This is a genomic window from Vibrio sp. vnigr-6D03 (genome assembly GCF_002835515.1).
GTDB lineage: Bacteria > Pseudomonadota > Gammaproteobacteria > Enterobacterales > Vibrionaceae > Vibrio > Vibrio penaeicida.
Genome location: NZ_PIZL01000018.1, coordinates 85,274 through 105,322, shown reverse-complemented (window position 1 = coordinate 105,322; position 20,049 = coordinate 85,274). Strand labels below are relative to the sequence as shown.

Below are 20,049 nucleotides of genomic sequence, written 5' to 3'. Positions count from 1 at the left end.
GACGTTACAAGGTTATTCTTATGACTATATTAAGTAGCGTATTAAGTTGGAAAGCTAGGTTAAGTCTGTCCCGTCAGATATTGCTCTTGTTGTGCTTGTTAGGCAGCCTATTTGCTGTTTTGTCGACGCTGTCAAATGCCTATTGGGATCAACAGAAAAATTCTGAAAGGGCGGAAGCGATTGTAGCTTCTGTTGATACGTATTTTGTTCCCAAGATCCAGCGTTATCTAAAGGTGAAAGATCAGCTTCAGCTTGAGGCCGTGGTCAAAGAGCTATATCGCTTTGCAGAGGTCGATGGCGTAAAAATAGCCATGTCAGGATCAAACGATATTCAGCTTGGTCAATTATCTTCGCAAAATTCAGTGGTATCGCATTGGGGGCTCGAAGAAGGGCACTCTGATAAAACGTTAAGCCTAGCGTTAGTTTCGCCAAATCAAATCGAATGGCAAGACAGGTTTTCGTATCAGGAGTTTGCGACGCAAAGCTTACTGGCGCTATTGGTGGTATTGATTGGTTACATCACTCTATTAAATTCAATCATCAAACCAATTCGCGAAATGTCTCGCCGAGTTGGGGAAATCGACGAGAACAACCTTCCAAACAAAATTCACTTTCAATCACGCTGGTTCCAAGATGAACTGTCGCAGTTTAATGAGCGATACAATAATGCAGTGGTTCGAATTCGAGAGACCTTTCTTCAACTATCTAATGCATGTCAGCAAGCTGAAATTGCGAAGGCACGGAAAAGTGACTTAATGTCGACGATGAGCCATGAAATTAGGAATTCGTTAAATAGCTACGTTGGAATGGTTTCACTATTGAAAGACGAACCCAGTAAAGAAGAACTGAAGGAGTTTTCTGCTCTTATCCAAAGCGCTACCGCCAATTTACAGGATTTGGTGGGCGATATTCATGATATATCCCAGTTGGAAACTGGCCAGTTGGATATTGTTAAAAAGGATTTTAGCATCAATGAATTGGTGGACGACATTGATGCGATGTTCCGTGCCAAAGCAACGGAAAAAGATCTTCTCTTCCAATGCACGTTAGATTCCAGTATTAATCCAAGATTACTTGGTGATAAAAGTCGAATTCGACAAGTGCTGCGAAATTTATTGAGTAATGCCATTAAATTTACGGATAGTGGCTATGTTCTTTTGGATGTTCAACACCTCTCTTACGATGACAATTCCGAAACGATACTCTTTGAAGTCAAGGACAGCGGAGTTGGCATTGATCAGCCTCAGCAAGAAGAAATATTTGAACAAAATATTTCCAGCGATAGCAATGAACGAAATACCACAGGGGTGCGTTTAGGCGTAACACGAAATCTAATACATCTTATGGGTGGGCATTTAAGGCTGGATAGTGAGCCTGGGGTTGGGACTCATTTTTCGTTTACGTTACGATTCTCGCATTCCTTAGAGCAGTCTGTGATGATTGATGACGAACTCGATAAACCAAGAGCGCTGCTACTCGACGACTATTGCCTGAATATGAGAATTACGTCTATTCAATTGGACAAAATGGGCTGGGAGTCGACATGCTGCCAAGATATTAGCTACGTTACTACAATGTTGAAAACGGCACTTAAGAAAGGGTTGGCCTATCAGCTTTTAGTGATAGATCATGATTTAGCGTATCTCGACAGTTTTGATTTTGTTAAACAAATAAAAGAAGGGCTAGGGGATAAAGCACCCTCAATCATGATGATATCCTCATCCGAATTTGATCACAAAGAAGCCATCAAACATGGTGTCGATATCTGCCTAGCAAGACCTTATGATGTTGATGATCTTGAACGTAACGTAAAGTCTGTATTCGAGAAAGAACCATTGACGCCCCCTCCACATTTGCTTGTAAGAAAACCCACTGTGAAATCGCTTTTGAGAGTTTTGCTGGTGGAAGACCAAGTTTCCAATCAAGTTGTCATGAAAAAGATGCTGGAACGTTTAGGGGTTGATGTTAGCGTGGCAGAGAATGGACGAGTCGCGGTATCAAAGTGCGCAGTAGAGCATTATGATTTGGTTCTCATGGACTGTCAGATGCCGGTAATGGATGGGTTTGAAGCCACATTTTCTATTCGAAAAATGGAGAATGAATCTAACTTAAGGGTGCCTATTGTCGCATTGACTGCCAACGTACTTGCGGAAGAGAAAAAGAGATGTTTTGAAGTCGGGATGGATGGGTTTGTTTCAAAGCCGATTAGCTTAAGTAAGTTGTCCACAGTACTTAGAAAGCACGTTTCTAACTTTGAATTCATAGTTAAAGACTCCAAATCCAACTCTGAAAGTAGCGAGCTTCCGAAAAAACGAACAACTCACTAAACCAAAAGCACCACACCGAAAGTACTAAGTCGAACAGTTCAATAAAGTTAGCTAACCTCAGCTTGTGACCGTGAAGCTGAGGTTAAATTGATTGTTTAAGCCTTGCCAACATATCCGCTGCTTGGTCAAACTGGAAGTTATCCAGTAACTCGCTCATCTCGTTAAGGGGTGAGGTATCCCCAAGGTTGTACTTTTGCAATTCTTCAATAATGGTAAGAGCTTCTGTATCCGCTTCTAGCAACGCGGTGTTGAGCTGTTCGATTAGCTTATGGAAACTGCTATCGATGGCGATTTTATTTTGTGGTTTTTCTTCTGCTTCGTGAATTTGAGAATTAACCATCTCCACGAAAGACATCATTTTCTTCACATCATCCGTAGAAATCGGCTGCCCGTTCTTTATCTCTTTTTCCATTCGAGAGGATTGCTGATAAAGGAAATCGACAGAAAGGTTTGCCGATGCCCCTTTTATCGCGTGCAGCTTGTCTTTGGCTTTTTCTAATTCTTGCTCGTTAGCCATAGTCAATAACTCTTCCATGTCGTTTACTTGCGACTTAAAGAAGCGCTTTAACGTCGAGAAATAGATTTCAGCATTGCCTGACAACCGATGTAAACCGGTTTTAAGATCGATGCCTTCGACCTCTGGAAAAGTATGTTCTGTGTTCACGTTATTCTCCGGTTTTTTAGCATGGCCATTTAAGGCTGGCTTTGGTTGGCTTGCCTCGGGTTTCTTATTTGATAAGTTTTGCGCGAATTCGGCAATTTTGGCCAAAAGCCCAGGAACATGAATGGGTTTGGCTATGTGAGCATTCATTCCGACATTGAGACAAGCTTCCACATCTTCGCGCATGGCGTTCGCTGTCATGGCGAGTACTGGCAACGTGAACTCATCGTATTGTTTCCGAATTTCTTTGGTGGCAGTGAGTCCGTCCATAACGGGCATTTGCATGTCCATTAACACGACGTCAAATGTGTTCTTGTCTAATAAATCGAGTGCTTCTAAGCCATGGTTCGCGATGCTGACTGTCGCACCTTCATTTTCGAGTATGGTTGAGGCAATTTCTTGGTTCGTGATGTTGTCTTCTACCAATAGTATTCGGGTGCCTGAAATATTGTGTTTAGTTGGGGAGTCAGTAGACGCTTGTTGTACGTCTTCAGCAATGTAGCTTCCTAGTGCGTCTACGATGGTATCAAGCAAGTTGGAGGGGTTAACTGGTTTCAAGACAAGCCCATCGATAAGGTGACTATATTGGTTGTTAAAATCGAGTTGATTGCCGTAGGCCGTGATCAGAATCGTTTTTGCATTGGGGCAAAGTTGGTTCTCAGTAATGTGTTCAATAGCTTGTATTCCATCAATCTCCGGCATTTGCCAGTCCACTAAAAGTAAATCATATTGCTTTTTCTCGTGTTCAAGCATCTGATAAGCATCTTTTGCGTTCGATGCGACGTCTACATCAAACATCATGTCGTTCAGCATACTTGCAACGATAAGCCTTGCAGTATCATTATCGTCGATGACCAATGCATTTTTATGCTGGGTAATGAGATAGCGTTCTTTAGATTCTGCCTCTTCGCTGATTTCCAGCTCCAATTCAAACCAAAAATGTGAGCCTTTGCCATATTGGCTACTCACCATAATCTCGCCGCCCATGAGTTGAATTAATTGCTGGGATATCGACAGCCCCAGCCCCGTCCCACCATACTTGCGAGTTGTAGAAGTATCGCCTTGATTAAAGGCTTGGAAAAGGTTGTTGATCTGCTCGGGTGTCATCCCGATTCCAGTGTCTTCTACAGTGAATCGCAAAACCACAAGGTTGCCAGTCCGGGATTCCTCTGAAACGCTGATGATCACCTCACCATTATCGGTAAACTTGACAGCGTTACCCGCTAGATTGATGAGCACTTGGCCCAACCTCAACGAGTCGCCCGTTAAATGATTTGGAATATTGGGTGAGACATTAAAAATGAGTTCTATACCCTTGTCTTCAGATTTCACGGACAATACGTTCGCTAAGTTATCGAGAACTTTATCGAGATTGAAAGCCGTATTCTCAATTTGAAGTTTGCCCGCTTCGACTTTCGAAAAATCTAGAATGTCGTTGATGATGCCCAGAAGCTGTTTGCTGGCATAGTCGATTTTCTCCACGTAAACACGTTGTTGCTCTTCCAAACTGGACGAAAGAACAAGGTGAGTCATCCCCATAATCGCATTCATTGGCGTTCGGATCTCGTGGCTCATGTTCGCTAAGAAGTCGCCTTTTATCTTACTGAGCTTGTCCGCAGAGTCTTTTGATTCTATTAATTCTCGTTCTAGTTGTTTTGTCTCAGTCACGTCCATAAAGGTACCAACGATACCCATAATTCCATTGTTCTGGTCATAAAACGGCGCTTCATAAACGATCAGATCTCGTTCTTCTTCATTACCATTGGTGAGTACCATTTCGAACTCTAGACGTTTTGTGCCTTGCAGAAGTTCCAACTCATAACGTTTAAGTACGTGTACGGTGTCTTCGTTAAAGAGCGTCTCTATATGGCTTCCAAGTACTTGATCTACCTTCAGCCCCATAAACTCACAAAATTGTTCGTTAACGCCCAAATATTCGCCTAACCGATTGCGATAGTAAGTGGGGTTAGGAATGGAGTCGATAATGTGCTGATTGAGCTCCAGTTGTCTCGTGACCTCTTGCTCTGTCTCTCGCTGCATTTCTATGTTCAAACCCAATTGAAAGGCAATACTGAAGTTCTCTACCAGTTCATTAAGGATTCGAAGCGTATTTTTGTTTAGCTTCTTAATGGTGCCTATTTGAATGACCCCAAGCTGCTTATTGTTGGCTTGTATCGGAAATGCATGAAGTTCGAGTAGCTCCATGGTCATTTCCCCCATCCCTAATTTCAATGGGGCGTCATCTGTTGCTTCAACCACCAGATGAGTACCGTTTTCTAAACAGTAATAGGGAAACGTATCGTTTTCAGGGGTCGGGTCATAGATGTTGCCAAAGCTATTTATGGAGACTAAATCACCGTTTTTATTTTGGTAAAAAGTGATGAGTGGAAAAGAGAAGTGAGTGTTCAGAAATTGTTTGGTCGCGGATACAACGTCGTCGAGCTGTTCCTTACCACGAATCACATCATTATAGTTTTGAACGGTTTGTCCTATTCTCAGCTCGTTTCGTAAATTGAAGAGTAATGAGTTGATGGCACTGGAAAATGCGCCTAGCTCTCCTTGCACTCGTTCGCTGAGTTTAAAGTCGTAGTCTTGATCGTTCACTTTAGAGATGACTTGGTTTTGCATTCGACCAAGTGGTGCGATATAAACCAACCAAAGCAACACAAAGGATAGAACTAAAAAGAAACCGAGGATAAGAATGCCTACGAACAGCACTTGAGAATTGCGATCTACGAGCCTTTCTGCAGAAGTCTGCTCGCTGATTAGCCTGTCCATGCTGGATAAATAGGCCGTCTCTATGGCAGACATGATTTTAGACTTTTCATCAAAGTAATCTTGTCCATACAAAAGAGAGAGTGCGTTCTGTTTGCTCTGAGAGGTGGCAAGCTCAACTTGTTCAAAAGCCCTCTCTTCTAATTCAACAAGTTTATCCGATTTAGATAACGCTTCAGCAAGCGAATTGACCTCATTTTCTGACATTCCAGCGTCGTGTATTCTCTGTAAAAAGGTTTCTCCCATGAAACCGGGCGTTAGGGTGAAATTTAAATGAGGTTCCGTTGCGATCACATCCCAATAGCCAAACTCATGACCCTCTGGAATAGGCGCCTTTCCGTTTCTGACATCCAAGACCCTTTCAAACAGCGCTTTCCATTTGATGTCTCCAGTTAGGGCATATGCGCGAGCGAATTTAGTCAAATTATCAGAACTTTGCTTAAGTTCGCTTCCCATTTTTATTAGATTGGCTTGTTCTTGGAGAATTTGTTCTTCTTCTTCGAAAACATCTATCGTTCGATCGACGACGAAAATGATACCTATATTTACAATAAACATAAGTAAAAACAAAAGACTGAATAGAGTTTTCATTTTCATGGAATTACCACGTCACTACGGGAACACAACTCTAAATAGCATAGTTAACAATGTGCACTTTTCCCAAGAAGACAACGACTTGATTTCAGAAATTTTCATTTGGCTCAATAACTCTCATTTTCCTCGTCTATACTTGAGTTAAAAAACGGGGTGTTACGTGATCTATGTATGAACTTTTGATTGTCGATGATGTGGCAGAAAACTTAAGGATGTTGCAACTTATCATGCAGCAGCCGGAGTATCGTATACGTGCCGCAACCAGTGGACACATTGCTTTGAAGCTGGTGGAAAAACAAAAACCCGACTTGATCATTTCAGACATCAAAATGCCCCGTATGTCTGGGATTGAATTGTGTAAAATCCTAAAAGAGAACACCGATACCAGTGACATCCCCGTTATTTTTGTGAGTGCATTCACGGATGTGGAAAGCATTGTCGAAGCGTTAGATGCAGGGGGGGTGGATTACATTTCTAAACCGTATCGCCCTCAAGAAGTGTTGGCGAGAGTAAAGACTCAGCTGACACTCCGTGAAGCACAGAAAAAACTCCTTAAAAAAGAGCTCACCTCCGCGTTAAATAACCTAGTGGTTGGGGTAGCAAATGAAATTAATACCCCGCTAGGGACAAGTATTCTCACCTCTACCCATATGAGAGAGACTATTTTGAGTTTTGAGCAACAGTTTAGGGATCAAAAGATCACCAGTTCAAAACTAAAAGATTTCATCATCTTCTGCCACGACAGCGTTGATCTCAATCTGAATAACTTAAATCGGGTTGCCGACATGATGGAAATGTTTAAATCGATTTCTGATACGGAAAATGAATTGAACATTGAAGAAGTGAGCCTGATTAAAGTGATCGAAAAAGTGATCGCGCATTTCCACGCCAAACTGGCAGAATCGGGAGTAATGGTTCGGCTGGATGGTGAAAAAGAGCTGTTAAAAACCGATGCGAAACTTCTTGGGATTGTGTTTAACAACTTGATAGAAAACTCTTTGGTTCATGCCTATTCAAATACTGAAGAGAAACGCAATATCCATATTTCGTGGCAGCGAGCGGGGCAGCACCTTACGATCACTTATTGGGATAATGGCGTGGGTGTTGAAAGCGAGGTTTTGACGGAAGTAATTAGACCATTTTTCACCACTAAGCGTGGACGAGCGGGGCATGTTGGCTTGAGTGCAACGGTCGCAGCAAATATCATCAATACCTCTCTTGCGGGGCATGCGAAACTAGAATCGGATGAACGAGGCTTGGTGTGGCAAATGCAGCTTCCTTTTGAACTTTAAATCGCCATCAATGCCCAATGAACAAGGGTAACAGCAGTAACGGATTCCATGACAGACTCTCCAACAGCGCGCTGTTCTTTTATTAAAGCGCAACTCAACGACATTCCCAACATCAATACTCTGATCTTTGCTTCAAAAGCATCTTGGGGGTATAGCGCCGAGCTCATTGAGCTATGGCGGACGGGATTAACAATAACAGAAACGTGCTTTATGCACCGTCACTTTTATAAAGGCGTGACCCCCGATGGTCTATTGTGCTGCTTGTATTCATTTAGCCAGTCTGAAGATAAAGTCTTCGAACTAGAAGATTGCTTTGTGTCGCCGCGATTTCTAGGGTTAGGGTTTGGCGATCAAATGATGACCGACATGTTTGCTCGAATAAGTGAGAAATCAGCTGAAAAGTTAGTCATTGTTTCAGACCCAAATGCCGTGGGTTTCTATCAAAAATATGGGGCCAAGCAGGTGGGTCTTTATCCATCATTACCAGAAGGGCGACAATTGCCCATTTTAGAAATTCAACTGACCTCACATGATTCGGATGTATTGGGTTTCAAATCTTGAGGTCAGTTGAGTAAGTTAAGCTGGGGTATTGGTAATCAGAGCGAGTTTTCGCTTAGTGCCAGTTTAGCGCCTAGTCCCGCAAAGCTGGCTGAAAATACTTTTTGAATCAACGCAATTGCGCGTTTAGATTGAGTCACGTATTGGCTTACCTGATGAGCCAACAAACCGTAGGCAACAAACACCACAAACGTCATTAGCATGAATATTCCACCTAATACCAACATGCTAAAAAGCGTTGCTTCAGTATTGCTAGGGATGAATTGTGGAAGGAAAGCTAAAAAGAACAGCGATAACTTGGGGTTCAATATATTGAGTAGGAAAGCTTGAGTAGAGACTGTTCGAAATGATGTATTCTCTGTTTTAGAAAATGTCATTTTCCCTTCGTTGCTGGCACGCCACATCCCCCAAGCAAGGTAAAGTAGGTACGCGGCGCCAGCGTATTTTATCACTTGAAACGCTAAAGCACTGGTGTGCAAAATAGCACTCAAACCCAATACACATGCCAGAAGCGCTGGAATAATACCTAAAGTACAGCCGAAGGCTGCTGCCATACTGGCACGTCGACCTTGAAACAACCCAACGGAAATTGTAAAAATCACACCCGTCCCAGGTATTAAAACGACGATTAGGGTTGTGAGAAGAAATTCCATGCTTATCATTACCACTTCCTTATTTGCTTATCAGAACTTGACAACGTTCACTGTAAATGGGAGTGAAGTCTAACGCAAACCAGATTAATGCCACTATTAAGACCCCACTAAATTTACATGAATTTTCAATGGTGTTTTTTTAACAATTTCGTTACTATCTGTGGGCTATCAAAAACAGTACCATGAACACTAAAAATTCGGACAGCAAGGAGGGAATATTGGATTATCAAACCATAATTTTTGATTTGGACGGCACACTAATCGAACCCCGGCAAGGCTTCATACGGTCCATAAATTATTCGCTGCAAGCACACAACTTCCCCAGTTACTCAGAGCAGCACTTACTCAATTACATCGGCCCCCCGTTAGACCTCACTTTTTACGACATCACCAAGCAAAACGACCCCAAACTCATACAATCTCTCGTCGACAAATACCGCGAACGTTATTCCGAAATCGGATACAAAGAAAATATCCTTTACACTGGCATTGCCCAAACGCTGAAAGCCCTTTATCAATCCCAACAATTTACACTTGGTCTTTGCACATCTAAACGAGCAGATTACGCCAGTCAAATTCTAGAAATGCATGGCCTTCGAGATCTCTTTGCATTCGTTGATGGTGGCGATGTTGGAATCGAGAAGTGGCAACAATTGGAATCTTTAAAAAAGAAAGGGGTTATTACAGCGCGTTCTTTGATGGTTGGAGACCGAGCCGTGGATTTGACTGCTGCACACAAAAATGGATTGAAGAGTGCAGGCGTGTTGTGGGGCTACGGTTCGAAGCAAGAGCTTACGGCAGAAAACCCCTTCCACTTGTGGAGCAAGCCTGAAGACATTTTGAAACTGTTGGAGCATAAATGCTCTGGTTGCCATTAATGTCTACATGCCCGGAAAAAATCGTTACAATGTCGCGTCCTTTCTAGTGAGATTCGTTAATGAGTGAAGAGATTGAAGTAGAAGCGCTAGGGGTTGAGGTCGCATCTCAGCCAATAGAGCTCTACAAGGTATTAAAAATTGCCAATGTGGTGAGTGGTGGTGGTGAAGCGAAATACGCCATTTCAGAAGGTTATGTAGCCGTTAATGGTGAGCTAGAAACTCGAAAGCGTCGCAAGCTTTACGATGGCGACTTGATTGAATTCAATCAGGAATATTACGTTATCATTTGCGATGCGCCAGTATCAGAACCAGAACCCAAAGAAGCGAAACCCACTAAGCAAGAACGTCGTAAGGCGAGTCTTCCTAAGAATAAAAAGCCAGCTTCGGGTAATAAGAAGTCAGGCTCTAGCAATAAAAACAGCGCGACCAACAAAAAGGCTAAGAAAGAACAACCCGAGAAGAAACCAAGCCCATCGCCCCGAGATGAGCAAACGGGGCGTGGTTCAATAAAGTTTTAAGTTAAAAAATCGAGCTTTCGGGCTCGATTTTTGTTTCACGTATCATTGCTGAATAATTGAATTTTATCGTGGGTGATTCGTATACTTGACCATTTCTTCCTTCGGTACCATACCTCCGCCAGTTGCCCAGACTATGTGAGTGGCGTTGTCCAATTTGGTGTTATCGATGCCGAACTTGTCTAAGTAGTCTTGGTGTGTGCAAACATGAAATGGACCCGCCATACCAGCCAAAGCTGACGGTTCTAGTTGGATATCTTCCGTTAACGACAGTTCTCGCAGTAAGCGATACATATGTTCGTCTGATAAGGTGTAGTACCCGTCTAGCAAACGTTCCATGGCTCTTCCAACAAAGCCAGAAGCTCTGCCAACCGCCAAGCCATCGGCGGCAGTCACATTATCAATCCCCAAATCTTGCACGCATATTTGGTCGTGCAAACCCGTGTGTACGCCAAGCAGCATACAAGGAGAGTGGGTCGGTTCGGCAAAAATGCAGTGCATATGGTCGCCGAGTGCCATTTTTAAGCCAAACGCGACGCCGCCAGGTCCGCCACCGACTCCACATGGTAAATACACAAACAGCGGATGATCTTCATCTACGGTGATGTTTTGCTTTTCTAACTGCTGTTTTAGTCTTTCCCCTGCAACGGAATACCCAAGGAAAAGGGTTTGTGAATTTTCATCATCGATAAAAAAGCAGTGGGGGTCCTTTTCAGCTTCCTTACGCCCTTGTTCGACGGCTACCCCGTAATCTTGTTGGTATTCCACTACATTGACACCATGGTGTCGGAGCTTGTCTTTTTTCCACTGGCGCGCGTCTGCTGACATATGAACTGACACTGAAAATCCAAGCTTGGCACTCATAATACCTATCGATAGGCCGAGGTTTCCTGTCGACCCCACCGCTATTTTGTATTGGCTGAAGAACGCTCGGAATGTGTCGGAGTTTATGATGCGGTAATCATCACTTTCCTTGAGTAGCCCCGCTTCTATCGCCAACTTTTCAGCATGAGTCAGTACTTCATAAATTCCACCTCGTGCTTTGATAGAGCCTGAAATGGGAAGATGACTGTCTTTTTTCAGCATTAATCTCCCAGCTATTTTTGTGTCGTAGAGCTGCTCTATCTTTTTATGCATGTGTGGAATTTCGACCAATTCCGATTCAATCATGCCTTGGTTGATTTTCGTTTCAGGGAACACCTCACTAATGTATGGGGCAAACCTTTTTAATCGGTAACTCGCTTGCTGAATATCGTCTATACCTAAGCCCACATAAGGCAACCCCGTTTCTAAGTTGGTGGCTTTGGGGTTAAACCAGCAAACTTCTTCGAGCGAGATAAGTTTTTTAAGCAACGGGAACTGTTGAATTTGTTCAGATAAGTTAGGGATAGTCATTCCTTTTTGTACTCCGTGTGCTAAGAGATCGGTGCTTGTATGAGCTTACTTTGATCTTGAGTTTGAGAGGGTATTAAATCTCTGTCTTGTACAAAGAACAAATGATGAATAATCACGTATGTGTGAATCCAGTTCAACTAAGGCATCTTGAATTCGAATAGAGTAAACGTTCGCTATCGCCACTTTGATAAGGGGAATACAAGTGAAAGAAGCCAAAGACTTTTGGAATAAAAGCGCACCCAAATACGCCAAAAGACCAGTCAGAGATGAGGCGGTATATCAAAAGAAGTTGGAGGTAACGCAAAGTTACTTTGAACAAGACTGGAACATTCTAGAGTTTGGTTGCGGAACGGGTACAACAGCAATCAACCATTCCCCTTATGTAAGCAGTATTATTGCCATCGATATTTCCTCGAACATGTTGGAGATTGCAAAATCCAAAGCGGAACAAGAGGGCGTCAGCAATATAGAATTTAAAGAGGGGACGTTTGACCAACTTAATTTGACGAAGCAAAGCTTCGATGCGGTACTCGGGCTGAATGTGCTTCACTTAATGGATGATGTCGACACCGTGCTTGCACAAGTATTCGACTTGCTAAAACCTAATGGTATTTTCGTTTCCAGTACGGCGCTTATCGGGCAACTTAACATTGCATGGCGCTTGCTTATTCCGTTAATGCAAACACTCAATCTAGCTCCTTTTGTGAACCGAATGACGAAAGACAGCTTAACCGAAAAACTGCTTAAAGCGGGTTTCGACATTGAATACGAATGGCAGCCCGGAGGTGACTCAATGTTTATGATTGCCCGAAAACCATCCGCTGAAGATGTCGCAAAGATGAAACCATAAGCATTTGTTTTCTGAGGGGCTTGGTGCGTACCCCGATGAATGTTAAACAAAAGGAGGGTGAAGCAAAACCGAGCAGGCACATTATGGGGAATGGTGAAAATCGAAGGGAGTTTCTGGATCTTCTTAGTGTCTTTTTTACTAAGTACCTCGTGATATTTTCGGCGACGTATAAAATGTTTCGCCATCCTCACACCTTTGTTGATCATATTGACGAATCGAGAATAGGCATCAAACGCGCGCTAATCTATTTCATTGAATCTATAGTGCTTGTTTTTTTTATTCCGCCCTATTTACTAAAAGGTGAGCGATCCATAGGGTTTATTGAGCAAGAATTCATCGTCGTGGGGTTTGCAGCCTACATCGCCATTATCGCTTTTACTCATTATCTCATTCTTTGTGCGTTAGAAAGGCGCAAACTCAACCTACGTTCAACCATGATCCTGACGTTTTACGCATATGGGTTAATGATGCTTTGCCTCTCACTTTTAACTGTAATAGAGGATGTGAGTAAGCTTAAACCAAATATTTCAGGTGGCATTGAAAATGCGAAATTTTGGATTTCCATCTTTGCCATATATGGAATGTATGTGTCTGTTATTGCCTTCCATCGCTGGGTAGGGGAGGTGAATAATGCATCTGCGTGGAAATCCTTCGCTGCTCTATTCATTGGATTGGTATTTTATAACCTAGTTATCGTGTTCTTTTTTGTCTAAGTTGTCCAAGTTTGCCTAAATTTTCCAAGAAATTTTGCTTACATCTGCTTACCCTGTCTCTCTTAACACTTTGTTAGCCTTTTAATTTGTTAGCAATCCAATAAATTACTATTTCAGGAAAAACGGATGAAGCAAATAGAGCAACTTCCCATGCCACCCACCGCTGGAATACTCGGTCATGTTGGTTACTTGAAGAAACCCAATATCCATCAGCAAATGCTTGGTTGGATAGAAGAATACGGGGTTCAGTTCCGCCTTCGGCTAGGGCTAAAAAACGTATTGGTGCTGGCGGACCCGTCTCAGGTGAAGCAAGTACTTAAATCCCGACCGGATGAGTTTCGTCGACTCAAAAGCATTGAAAATGTATTTGATGAAGTTGGCTTGAACGGTATTTTTTCCGCAGAGGACGAACGCTGGCGGCACCAAAGAAAACTGACGGAACCCATGTTTCAACCTAGCCATCTGAAGCACTTTTATCCGCAACTTGCGGTAGTAACTGAACGGCTTAAAAAACGTTTTGAATCTCTGGCGGAAACTGGAGAAGCAGTAGAGTTGGTTGACGAGTTTAAAAAGTACACGGTCGACGTTACTTCGCTGCTCGCGTTTGGTGAAGATTTTAACTCCATAGAACAAATAGAAACGCCTTTAGCGGATGCCTTAGGTGACGTTTTCCCTATTGTGAATCAGCGCTGTAAGTCACCGATACCAATGTGGCGATTCTTTAAAACAAAGAAAGACAAACAATTTGACGCAAGCTTAGAAAAAGTAAAGCAGTTCGTGACGGGGTGTATTGAAAAGCAAAGGCGAAAACTGACGCAAGAACCCGCACTTAACGACATGCCTGAAAACATGCTCCAGATTATGCTGATCGAGCAAAACCGAGATACCACACTCACGGACAACGATATTCTCGCGAACGCGCTCACGCTATTATTGGCTGGTGAGGATACCACCGCAAACACGCTTGCATGGATGTCCTACTTAGTCAGTGGAGACCAATCTTCAGAGGCAGATCTGAGCCAAGAGCTGCAAAGCTTAGGCAGTGAACATATTCTGCCCTGGCCGTTGCCACGCATCCCTTACATTACCGCCATTATGTATGAAGCCATGCGTTTAAAACCTGTCGCCCCCCAACTTTATTTAGAACCTATTGAAGATACCCATATCGGCGATATTGAGGTGAAACAGGGAACACCTGTTTTTGTTATGCTTCATGCTAATGGTTTCGATCCGGAATTGTTTGCCGATCCAAAAACATATGATCCAAATCGCTGGCTAGAACAAGGTGGCGCTTCGTTTTCAAACTTACAGCCGTTTGGTGCTGGAGCCAGACTTTGCCCAGGGCGCTCACTTGCGATGATGGAGATTAAACTGGCCTTTCATGCTTTGTTTAGTTCGTTTCGTGTTGAGCCACAGCAAAGTCAGGAGGATGTTGTAGAGCAATTCGCGTTCACTATGTCTCCGGTAGGGTTTAAGGTGCAAATTCACAAGCGATAATCCCATCGAGAGTCGACTTGTGCTAGCTTCATGATTCAGTAAATACAGATTCATGGAGAGAGACGTGTACACCAAGCAGGATCGATTCTCAAAACAACATACCCTGAGCAGTATGCAGTTATCTAAGCTGCATACTTTTGAAGCCGCGGCGAGGCATTGCTCTTTCTCTTTAGCAGCCGAAGAACTCTCCATTACGCCTAGTGCCGTTTCGCATAAAATGTCTAAACTCGAAGACGAGCTGGGCATTGCGCTGTTTCATCGAGCCAGCCGAAAAGTCTCTCTAACTGATGAAGGTGAGCGCATGTACCAGTCAGTGCGCAAAACGTTATTCGCCTTAAATCAAGATGTCTTAGACATAAAAAACGGTGATGTATCTGGTACGCTAACCGTGTATTCGCGCCCCTCTTTCGCTCAGTGTTGGCTTGTTCCGAAGCTAGCGGATTTCAAACAGCAATTTCCATTGATAGAACTAAAGCTTCTCACCGGGAACGAAAATATCCAGCTTCAAGGGTATGGCATTGATGTCGCCATCTATTTTGATGATAAGAAAAACACGTCTCTACAATGCACAGAGATTCTGTCTGAATCTGTTTTCCCTGTATGTTCCCCTCAATATGCCGAGCAATACGATTTGCTCGAAAAGCCTCAACTCTTGGATCAAGTCACGCTGCTCCATGACGATCAAGCGTGGGATACCGATTCGGGTAGAAGCGAGTGGGATGAATGGGCGAATGCCAACGGTATTAATCTGAAAAACGGTAAATATTCGGGTATGTCTTTTGATCGCTCTGATCTTTCCGTGTTGGCGGCAGTGAATCATTCCGGTGTCGCGATGGGCAGGAAACACTTGGTTAATGACCTCCTCACGAATGGAGCCTTGATAGCGCCTTTTGGCGATGGTGGTGTGGTGTGCAAACAACAATACTATGCGGTCAATGTTCGTGAAAATGTCCCTAAGAAAGTGGTTCAATTTTTAGCGTGGCTTCGCAAACACGCAGAAGAGAATAAATAGCGGTAAAGAAAATCTATACTGGCTGTGAAGAATTAATGGTTCGTCACTTTTGCGCTCATTCCTTATATTGAATACATAAATTAACGGAAGGCAGAAAGATGAAAAATAGACCCGAAACCGCTGCTCAACCGCATTTAGAATTTAATGTGGAATTTGACGAAACCGTCCGTGTAGCGGCAGAAGAACAAAAGTATGCTGCAACGCCTATGGTTGGTGTCGAGCGAATTATGTTTGAAAGACTTGGGGGAGAAGTGGTTCGCAGAGCGACCTCTGTTGTTCGGTATCAGCCAGAAAGCTATTTTGAATCACACGCTCATGCAGGTGGAGAGGAATTTATTACCTTAAGTGGCGTTTTTTCTGATGAAAACGGCGACTATCCAAAAGGTGTTTACGTTCGAAACCCCGTAAGCTCAACTCATCGACCACATTCGAAAGAGGGATGTGAGATCTTTGTGAAGCTGGCACAAATGCCAGATTCAGAAAATCATGAGTCGTTCATTTTGGATACCAATACCGCAGACTGGCAGATCAATGCGAATGGTATTGCGTTACTGCAACTGTGGAAATCGGAGTATGAAGACACCCAGTTAATTCGCTTACCAGCGGGTAGTCGACTCGTCGAAGACGTTGTTGATGAGGTCACAGAATATTTTGTATTGGACGGCGATCTTCAAATCAATGACGAAGCCTTTACCGCACACTCTTGGGTGAGATTCAAACCACACAGCAGCTTAATTCTGCGATCAGATAATGGCGCGACCTTATACCGAAAAATTGGCAAAGGGTTTGTCAGGCGTTAATACGCGTTCATTCCTATCTCATTAACGTAACACAACCAATAACTATCACATCGATCTGTGAGGGATCATTATGTCTAGAGAAAATACAATTACCGTTTACGAAACAACAGGTTTTCCAAATCCGGCACGAATTCGAGCAGCATTGGCTGAAAAACAGGCACTGTCGAATGTGAAATTTGTCGAAGTGGACGTCATGAAAAAAGAGCATAGAACCAAAAGTTTCTACGCTAAGAACCCATTGGGAACCGTACCCGTAATGCAAACCGCGGAAGGTGAATTTTTGTCTGAATCTACCGCAATTACGGAGTACATCGACAGCTATTTTGAGGGAACAAACCTTACCGGAGTCAGTGCACTAGAGCGTGGGAAAATTCATATGATGCAGCGTCGTGCGGAATCGATGGTCATTGATGCTGTCGGTAACTGGTTTCATCACGGAACAGATGGTCTTGGTCCAGAGCTGGAAATCAATCCATGTCCAGAGTGGGGGGAGAGGCAAAGAGAAGTCGCGATCGAAGGCATGCGTTATTTTGACAGCGTTCTTTTACATACCCCATATGTTGCAGGTAAGGAGTTTTCCATGGCGGACATTACCTTGTTTTATGGTTTGGCGTTTGCTGATTTTGCACAAGTAGCAATCCCTACTGATTGCAATAACTTGTTGGCATGGCGAGAAAAAATGGCTAAGCGACCAAGTTTAGCGGGATAAGACAGCAAGCTGGCTTTAAGCCAGCTTTTAAATCTGGGTGCTCAACCACTGGTGAAAGTCTTTAGATTTGTTCTTATTGCATTGTTTGAGTGGTGAAACGATGAAGTAACTGTAGGAAGAGCAATAGCTCGCCGTGCCGAAAGGGCGAATGAGTTTGCCACTTTTTAAGTCTTGGGCAACCAAAGCTTCCCTGCCTAATGCGATCCCCTGACCGCGAATAGCAGCTTCGATCACTTCCGAAAAGCTGTTTATTTTTAAACCCTTAGTGGGACTGCTCATTGGTGTATTCGCTTTTTTAAACCACTCTTCCCAACACGGGTAACCTTGACCGCTAGGAACGGAAAGATCATGCAAAAGCGGTAAATTTTCCCATTTAATAGCGTGTCTCTCTGTAAGACCATGCTTATCCGAAAATTCAGGTGAACAGACTGGGAAGATTTCCTCATCCATGAGTTTTTGGCTTTGAAGCCCTTCCCATTGACCGCGTCCATAACGTATCCCAACATCTATCCCTTCACGGGTGTAGTCGACAGGTTTTATGTGTGTTTCCACTCTTAAGTCGTAATCGGGGTACTGGGTTTGGAAGTCCGATATTCTTGGTAAAAGCCATTTAGAGGCAATTGAAGGGCTGACAGCAACACGCAAACTGTTATCAAACACGCTACTGTTCAACTTGCCCAATCCACTTAAGATACTGCTAAACCCTTGCTGAATTTCTGGGTACGCCAGCTTGGCTTCTTCGGTCAATTGGAGTCGAGATTGACCTGAATTGGAGCGAACAAATAACGGCACGCCCAGCCACTCTTCAAGTAGCTTTACCTGCTGCCCAATAGCAGCAGGCGTTACGTTAAGTTCAAGTGCCGCTTGCGAGAAGCTAAGGTGGCGAGCCGATGCTTCAAAAGCTCGAATTCCATTGAGGTGTGCTAACCGGTTCATAGAGGATTTGATCTAATTGATTTCATAACTCAATAATAAACCTCCAACAATGATACTCAAGCAACTCTTTTTGAAACAGAAGATAGAGCTCTAACGAATTTTAACCGCGAAGGTCAACAATCCCTAGTCTAATGGCACTTGAGCCCGTTCTTCCAGCCCGTAATCTCTGACCACATGTGCGACCCTTAGGCGGTATTGGGTAAACAACTCTTTTCTGCCTTTATCCTGCGCAACGCGGTGTGTTGCCAAGGTGCGCCAACGTTTTACAGCGGCTTCATCCTGCCAAAATGAAAGCGACAAAAATTTATTGGGTGTCACTAGGCTTTGAAACCGCTCAACGGAAATAAACCCTTCTATCTTATTCAGATCTTCTTTCAGTTGCCCCGCGATATCGAAATACGCTTCCTTGCCCGACGCTTTGGGTTCTACTTCAAATATCACGGCAATCATACAATGCTCTCCAAAAAGCGAGGGGCTTGTTTGTAGGTGGACGACACAACTTTAAGGAACGTTCTTTTTTCCTCAATGATAAAGCGTTGGTCTTTAGCAAATGAGAAATTAGATTGCCCCGATTCCGACTCTTTTAACCTTTTTCTGTACACTTCATATTCGGTTAAAGAAGGGAAACTAATGAGCCCGTAGGCACAATAGTTATACTCAAACCACCTCAAGGCGCTAGGTTCAGCGAGAATTGCTTGATTTTCAGGCAAGGCACCGATTTGAAGATTTTGTGGTTCTAAATCAAGAATCGGTAACGTGGCATGAAAACCAAGCAAACTCGCCCAGGGGGAGCTTATCTTCTGTCCCATTTCATCGTCAAAGAACTTGGAAAGGACTTGTCATTCCACTGCGTTCTTTTCCTTGAACTGAAACAGAAGATAGAGCTCTGAATCCTGCACCTTGAGGTGGTTTGAGTATATTGCCTTCGTGAGGCACAAAATACCCTAATAGATCGCCGCCACATTCTGGAATAATCTTGCTCCAATTTTCAGCATACTGTTCAAACAGGCTCACTTTGAAAGGGTCGATTCGGTATTCAATAAAACAAGTGATGGTCATGGTTGTTGTCTCCTTACTACTTTTGCTACAGTCTACGAGCCCGAGAAAACGCATGCTTCGATGAGCATCGAACTGAAAGGACTTATTCTCATGGAACCAGACATTGCCCATGTGGCGGGACTAATCGCAGACCAAACTCGATCAAGAATGCTAATGGCATTGATGGGTGGAAAGGCACTTACCGCAACCGAGCTTGCCCTCGAAGCCGATATCACCGCACAAACGGCGAGCAGCCATTTACAGAAGCTGGTGGAAGGCGACATGCTTACGGTCCGAAAACAAGGTCGTCACAAGTACTTTCAGCTTAAAAATCAAAATATTGCGGCGCTACTGGAAACATTACTTAATGTTTCAGTTTCACTGTCTTCGCTAGGCATTAAAACAGGGCCTGAAAACGAAAGGCTTCGAAGATCGCGAGTATGTTACGACCACCTAGCAGGAGAGTTAGGGGTATCGCTGTTTGATCATTTGGTGTCGAAGGGGTGGGTTTCCGACAATGTAGACGACGCAACGCTAACAGAGGAAGGCTTGCACTACTTCCAAAGTATCGGGTTTGATGGGGCTGAGCAGAAGAAAAGTAAACGCCCTCTTTGCAAAGCCTGCTTAGATTGGAGTGAAAGGCGCAACCATCTTGCAGGGCGTCTCGGGCAATGGATTTTGGATGATGCATTGTCAAAACAATGGGCTTTGCGTGATATGGATTCAAGAGCGATTGAATTTACCCAGAGGGGTTTGCGTCTTTTCCATCAGAAATATCAAATTCAGCCAGAATAAATCACTCGAAATTTTACACTGTAAATTCTTTTATCCCTTTGTTTTAAGGCT

General features: G+C 43.5%; 19 protein-coding genes. 12 read left to right on the top strand and 7 right to left on the bottom strand.

Annotated elements, in window-relative coordinates; translation table 11 throughout:
* The first annotated feature begins 20 nt into the window (after positions 1-20).
* The gene (locus CW749_RS14905) at positions 21-2,327 is read left to right on the top strand and encodes a response regulator (protein ID WP_101113059.1); all 2,307 of its coding nucleotides are present in this window, start codon (positions 21-23) and stop codon (positions 2,325-2,327) included.
* Between the two features lie 82 nt (positions 2,328-2,409).
* Here CW749_RS14905 and CW749_RS14900 read toward each other — a convergent pair whose 3' ends face one another.
* The gene (locus tag CW749_RS14900; protein WP_101113058.1) at positions 2,410-6,360 is read right to left on the bottom strand and encodes a response regulator; all 3,951 of its coding nucleotides are present in this window, start codon (positions 6,358-6,360) and stop codon (positions 2,410-2,412) included.
* 164 nt (positions 6,361-6,524) lie between these two features.
* On the opposite strand from CW749_RS14900, the gene CW749_RS14895 reads away from it, so the two are divergent.
* Both CW749_RS14895 and CW749_RS14890 read left to right on the top strand, forming a co-directional pair.
* Positions 6,525-7,649 (top strand): response regulator, encoded by a 1,125-nt coding sequence (locus CW749_RS14895; protein WP_101113057.1) that lies wholly within the window; start codon positions 6,525-6,527, stop codon positions 7,647-7,649.
* A 48-nt stretch (positions 7,650-7,697) separates the two neighbouring features.
* Positions 7,698-8,210, top strand: coding sequence for a GNAT family N-acetyltransferase (locus CW749_RS14890; protein ID WP_101113056.1), 513 nt, complete (start codon positions 7,698-7,700; stop codon positions 8,208-8,210).
* Positions 8,211-8,245: 35 nt separating this feature from the next.
* On the opposite strand, the gene CW749_RS14885 is transcribed toward CW749_RS14890, so the two are convergent.
* Positions 8,246-8,869, bottom strand: coding sequence for a LysE family translocator (locus CW749_RS14885; protein WP_101113055.1), 624 nt, complete (start codon positions 8,867-8,869; stop codon positions 8,246-8,248).
* A gap of 209 nt (positions 8,870-9,078) precedes the next feature.
* Here CW749_RS14885 and CW749_RS14880 point away from each other — a divergent pair, with 209 nt between their 5' ends.
* On the top strand, positions 9,079-9,738 hold the full coding sequence (locus CW749_RS14880) for an HAD hydrolase-like protein (RefSeq protein ID WP_237322455.1): 660 nt from the start codon (positions 9,079-9,081) through the stop codon (positions 9,736-9,738).
* A gap of 59 nt (positions 9,739-9,797) precedes the next feature.
* Positions 9,798-10,256, top strand: a complete 459-nt coding sequence (locus CW749_RS14875) for an RNA-binding S4 domain-containing protein (protein ID WP_101113053.1) — start codon at positions 9,798-9,800, stop codon at positions 10,254-10,256.
* 63 nt (positions 10,257-10,319) lie between these two features.
* Here CW749_RS14875 and CW749_RS14870 read toward each other — a convergent pair whose 3' ends face one another.
* On the bottom strand, positions 10,320-11,648 hold the full coding sequence (locus tag CW749_RS14870; RefSeq protein ID WP_101113052.1) for a D-serine ammonia-lyase: 1,329 nt from the start codon (positions 11,646-11,648) through the stop codon (positions 10,320-10,322).
* Between the two features lie 202 nt (positions 11,649-11,850).
* Between CW749_RS14870 and CW749_RS14865 the strand changes: the two genes are divergently transcribed.
* From CW749_RS14865 to CW749_RS14840, 6 genes are all read left to right on the top strand, one after another.
* The gene (locus CW749_RS14865; RefSeq protein ID WP_101113051.1) at positions 11,851-12,498 is read left to right on the top strand and encodes a class I SAM-dependent methyltransferase; all 648 of its coding nucleotides are present in this window, start codon (positions 11,851-11,853) and stop codon (positions 12,496-12,498) included.
* Between the two features lie 35 nt (positions 12,499-12,533).
* Entirely contained in the window at positions 12,534-13,211 is a 678-nt protein-coding gene (locus CW749_RS14860; protein ID WP_101113050.1) for a hypothetical protein, read from the top strand.
* A 126-nt stretch (positions 13,212-13,337) separates the two neighbouring features.
* Positions 13,338-14,708 carry a cytochrome P450 gene (locus CW749_RS14855; protein ID WP_101113049.1) on the top strand — a complete coding sequence of 457 codons (1,371 nt, stop codon included), beginning with the start codon at positions 13,338-13,340 and terminating at the stop codon, positions 14,706-14,708.
* A gap of 64 nt (positions 14,709-14,772) precedes the next feature.
* Positions 14,773-15,720: a DNA-binding transcriptional regulator DsdC gene (gene dsdC / locus CW749_RS14850; RefSeq protein ID WP_101113048.1), complete on the top strand. Its 948-nt coding sequence runs from the start codon at positions 14,773-14,775 to the stop codon at positions 15,718-15,720.
* Between the two features lie 98 nt (positions 15,721-15,818).
* On the top strand, positions 15,819-16,520 hold the full coding sequence (locus CW749_RS14845) for a cupin domain-containing protein (protein ID WP_101113047.1): 702 nt from the start codon (positions 15,819-15,821) through the stop codon (positions 16,518-16,520).
* A 70-nt stretch (positions 16,521-16,590) separates the two neighbouring features.
* Positions 16,591-17,229: a glutathione S-transferase gene (locus CW749_RS14840; RefSeq protein WP_101113046.1), complete on the top strand. Its 639-nt coding sequence runs from the start codon at positions 16,591-16,593 to the stop codon at positions 17,227-17,229.
* A gap of 27 nt (positions 17,230-17,256) precedes the next feature.
* Here CW749_RS14840 and CW749_RS14835 read toward each other — a convergent pair whose 3' ends face one another.
* The 4 genes from CW749_RS14835 to CW749_RS14820 all read right to left on the bottom strand — a co-directional run bounded on the left by CW749_RS14835 (position 17,257) and on the right by CW749_RS14820 (position 19,224).
* Complete coding sequence (locus tag CW749_RS14835) at positions 17,257-18,165, bottom strand: LysR substrate-binding domain-containing protein (RefSeq protein WP_101113045.1); 909 nt, start codon at positions 18,163-18,165, stop codon at positions 17,257-17,259.
* 123 nt (positions 18,166-18,288) lie between these two features.
* Positions 18,289-18,615, bottom strand: coding sequence for an antibiotic biosynthesis monooxygenase (locus CW749_RS14830; RefSeq protein WP_101113044.1), 327 nt, complete (start codon positions 18,613-18,615; stop codon positions 18,289-18,291).
* Complete coding sequence (locus tag CW749_RS28420) at positions 18,612-18,974, bottom strand: NIPSNAP family protein (protein WP_237322453.1); 363 nt, start codon at positions 18,972-18,974, stop codon at positions 18,612-18,614. Before CW749_RS28420 ends, CW749_RS14830 begins: the two co-directional genes overlap by 4 nt.
* A 7-nt stretch (positions 18,975-18,981) precedes the next feature.
* Positions 18,982-19,224, bottom strand: coding sequence for an NIPSNAP family protein (locus CW749_RS14820; RefSeq protein WP_101113043.1), 243 nt, complete (start codon positions 19,222-19,224; stop codon positions 18,982-18,984).
* A 90-nt stretch (positions 19,225-19,314) separates the two neighbouring features.
* Between CW749_RS14820 and CW749_RS14815 the strand changes: the two genes are divergently transcribed.
* Positions 19,315-19,998 (top strand): winged helix-turn-helix domain-containing protein, encoded by a 684-nt coding sequence (locus tag CW749_RS14815; protein WP_101113042.1) that lies wholly within the window; start codon positions 19,315-19,317, stop codon positions 19,996-19,998.
* Positions 19,999-20,049: the final 51 nt, after the last annotated feature.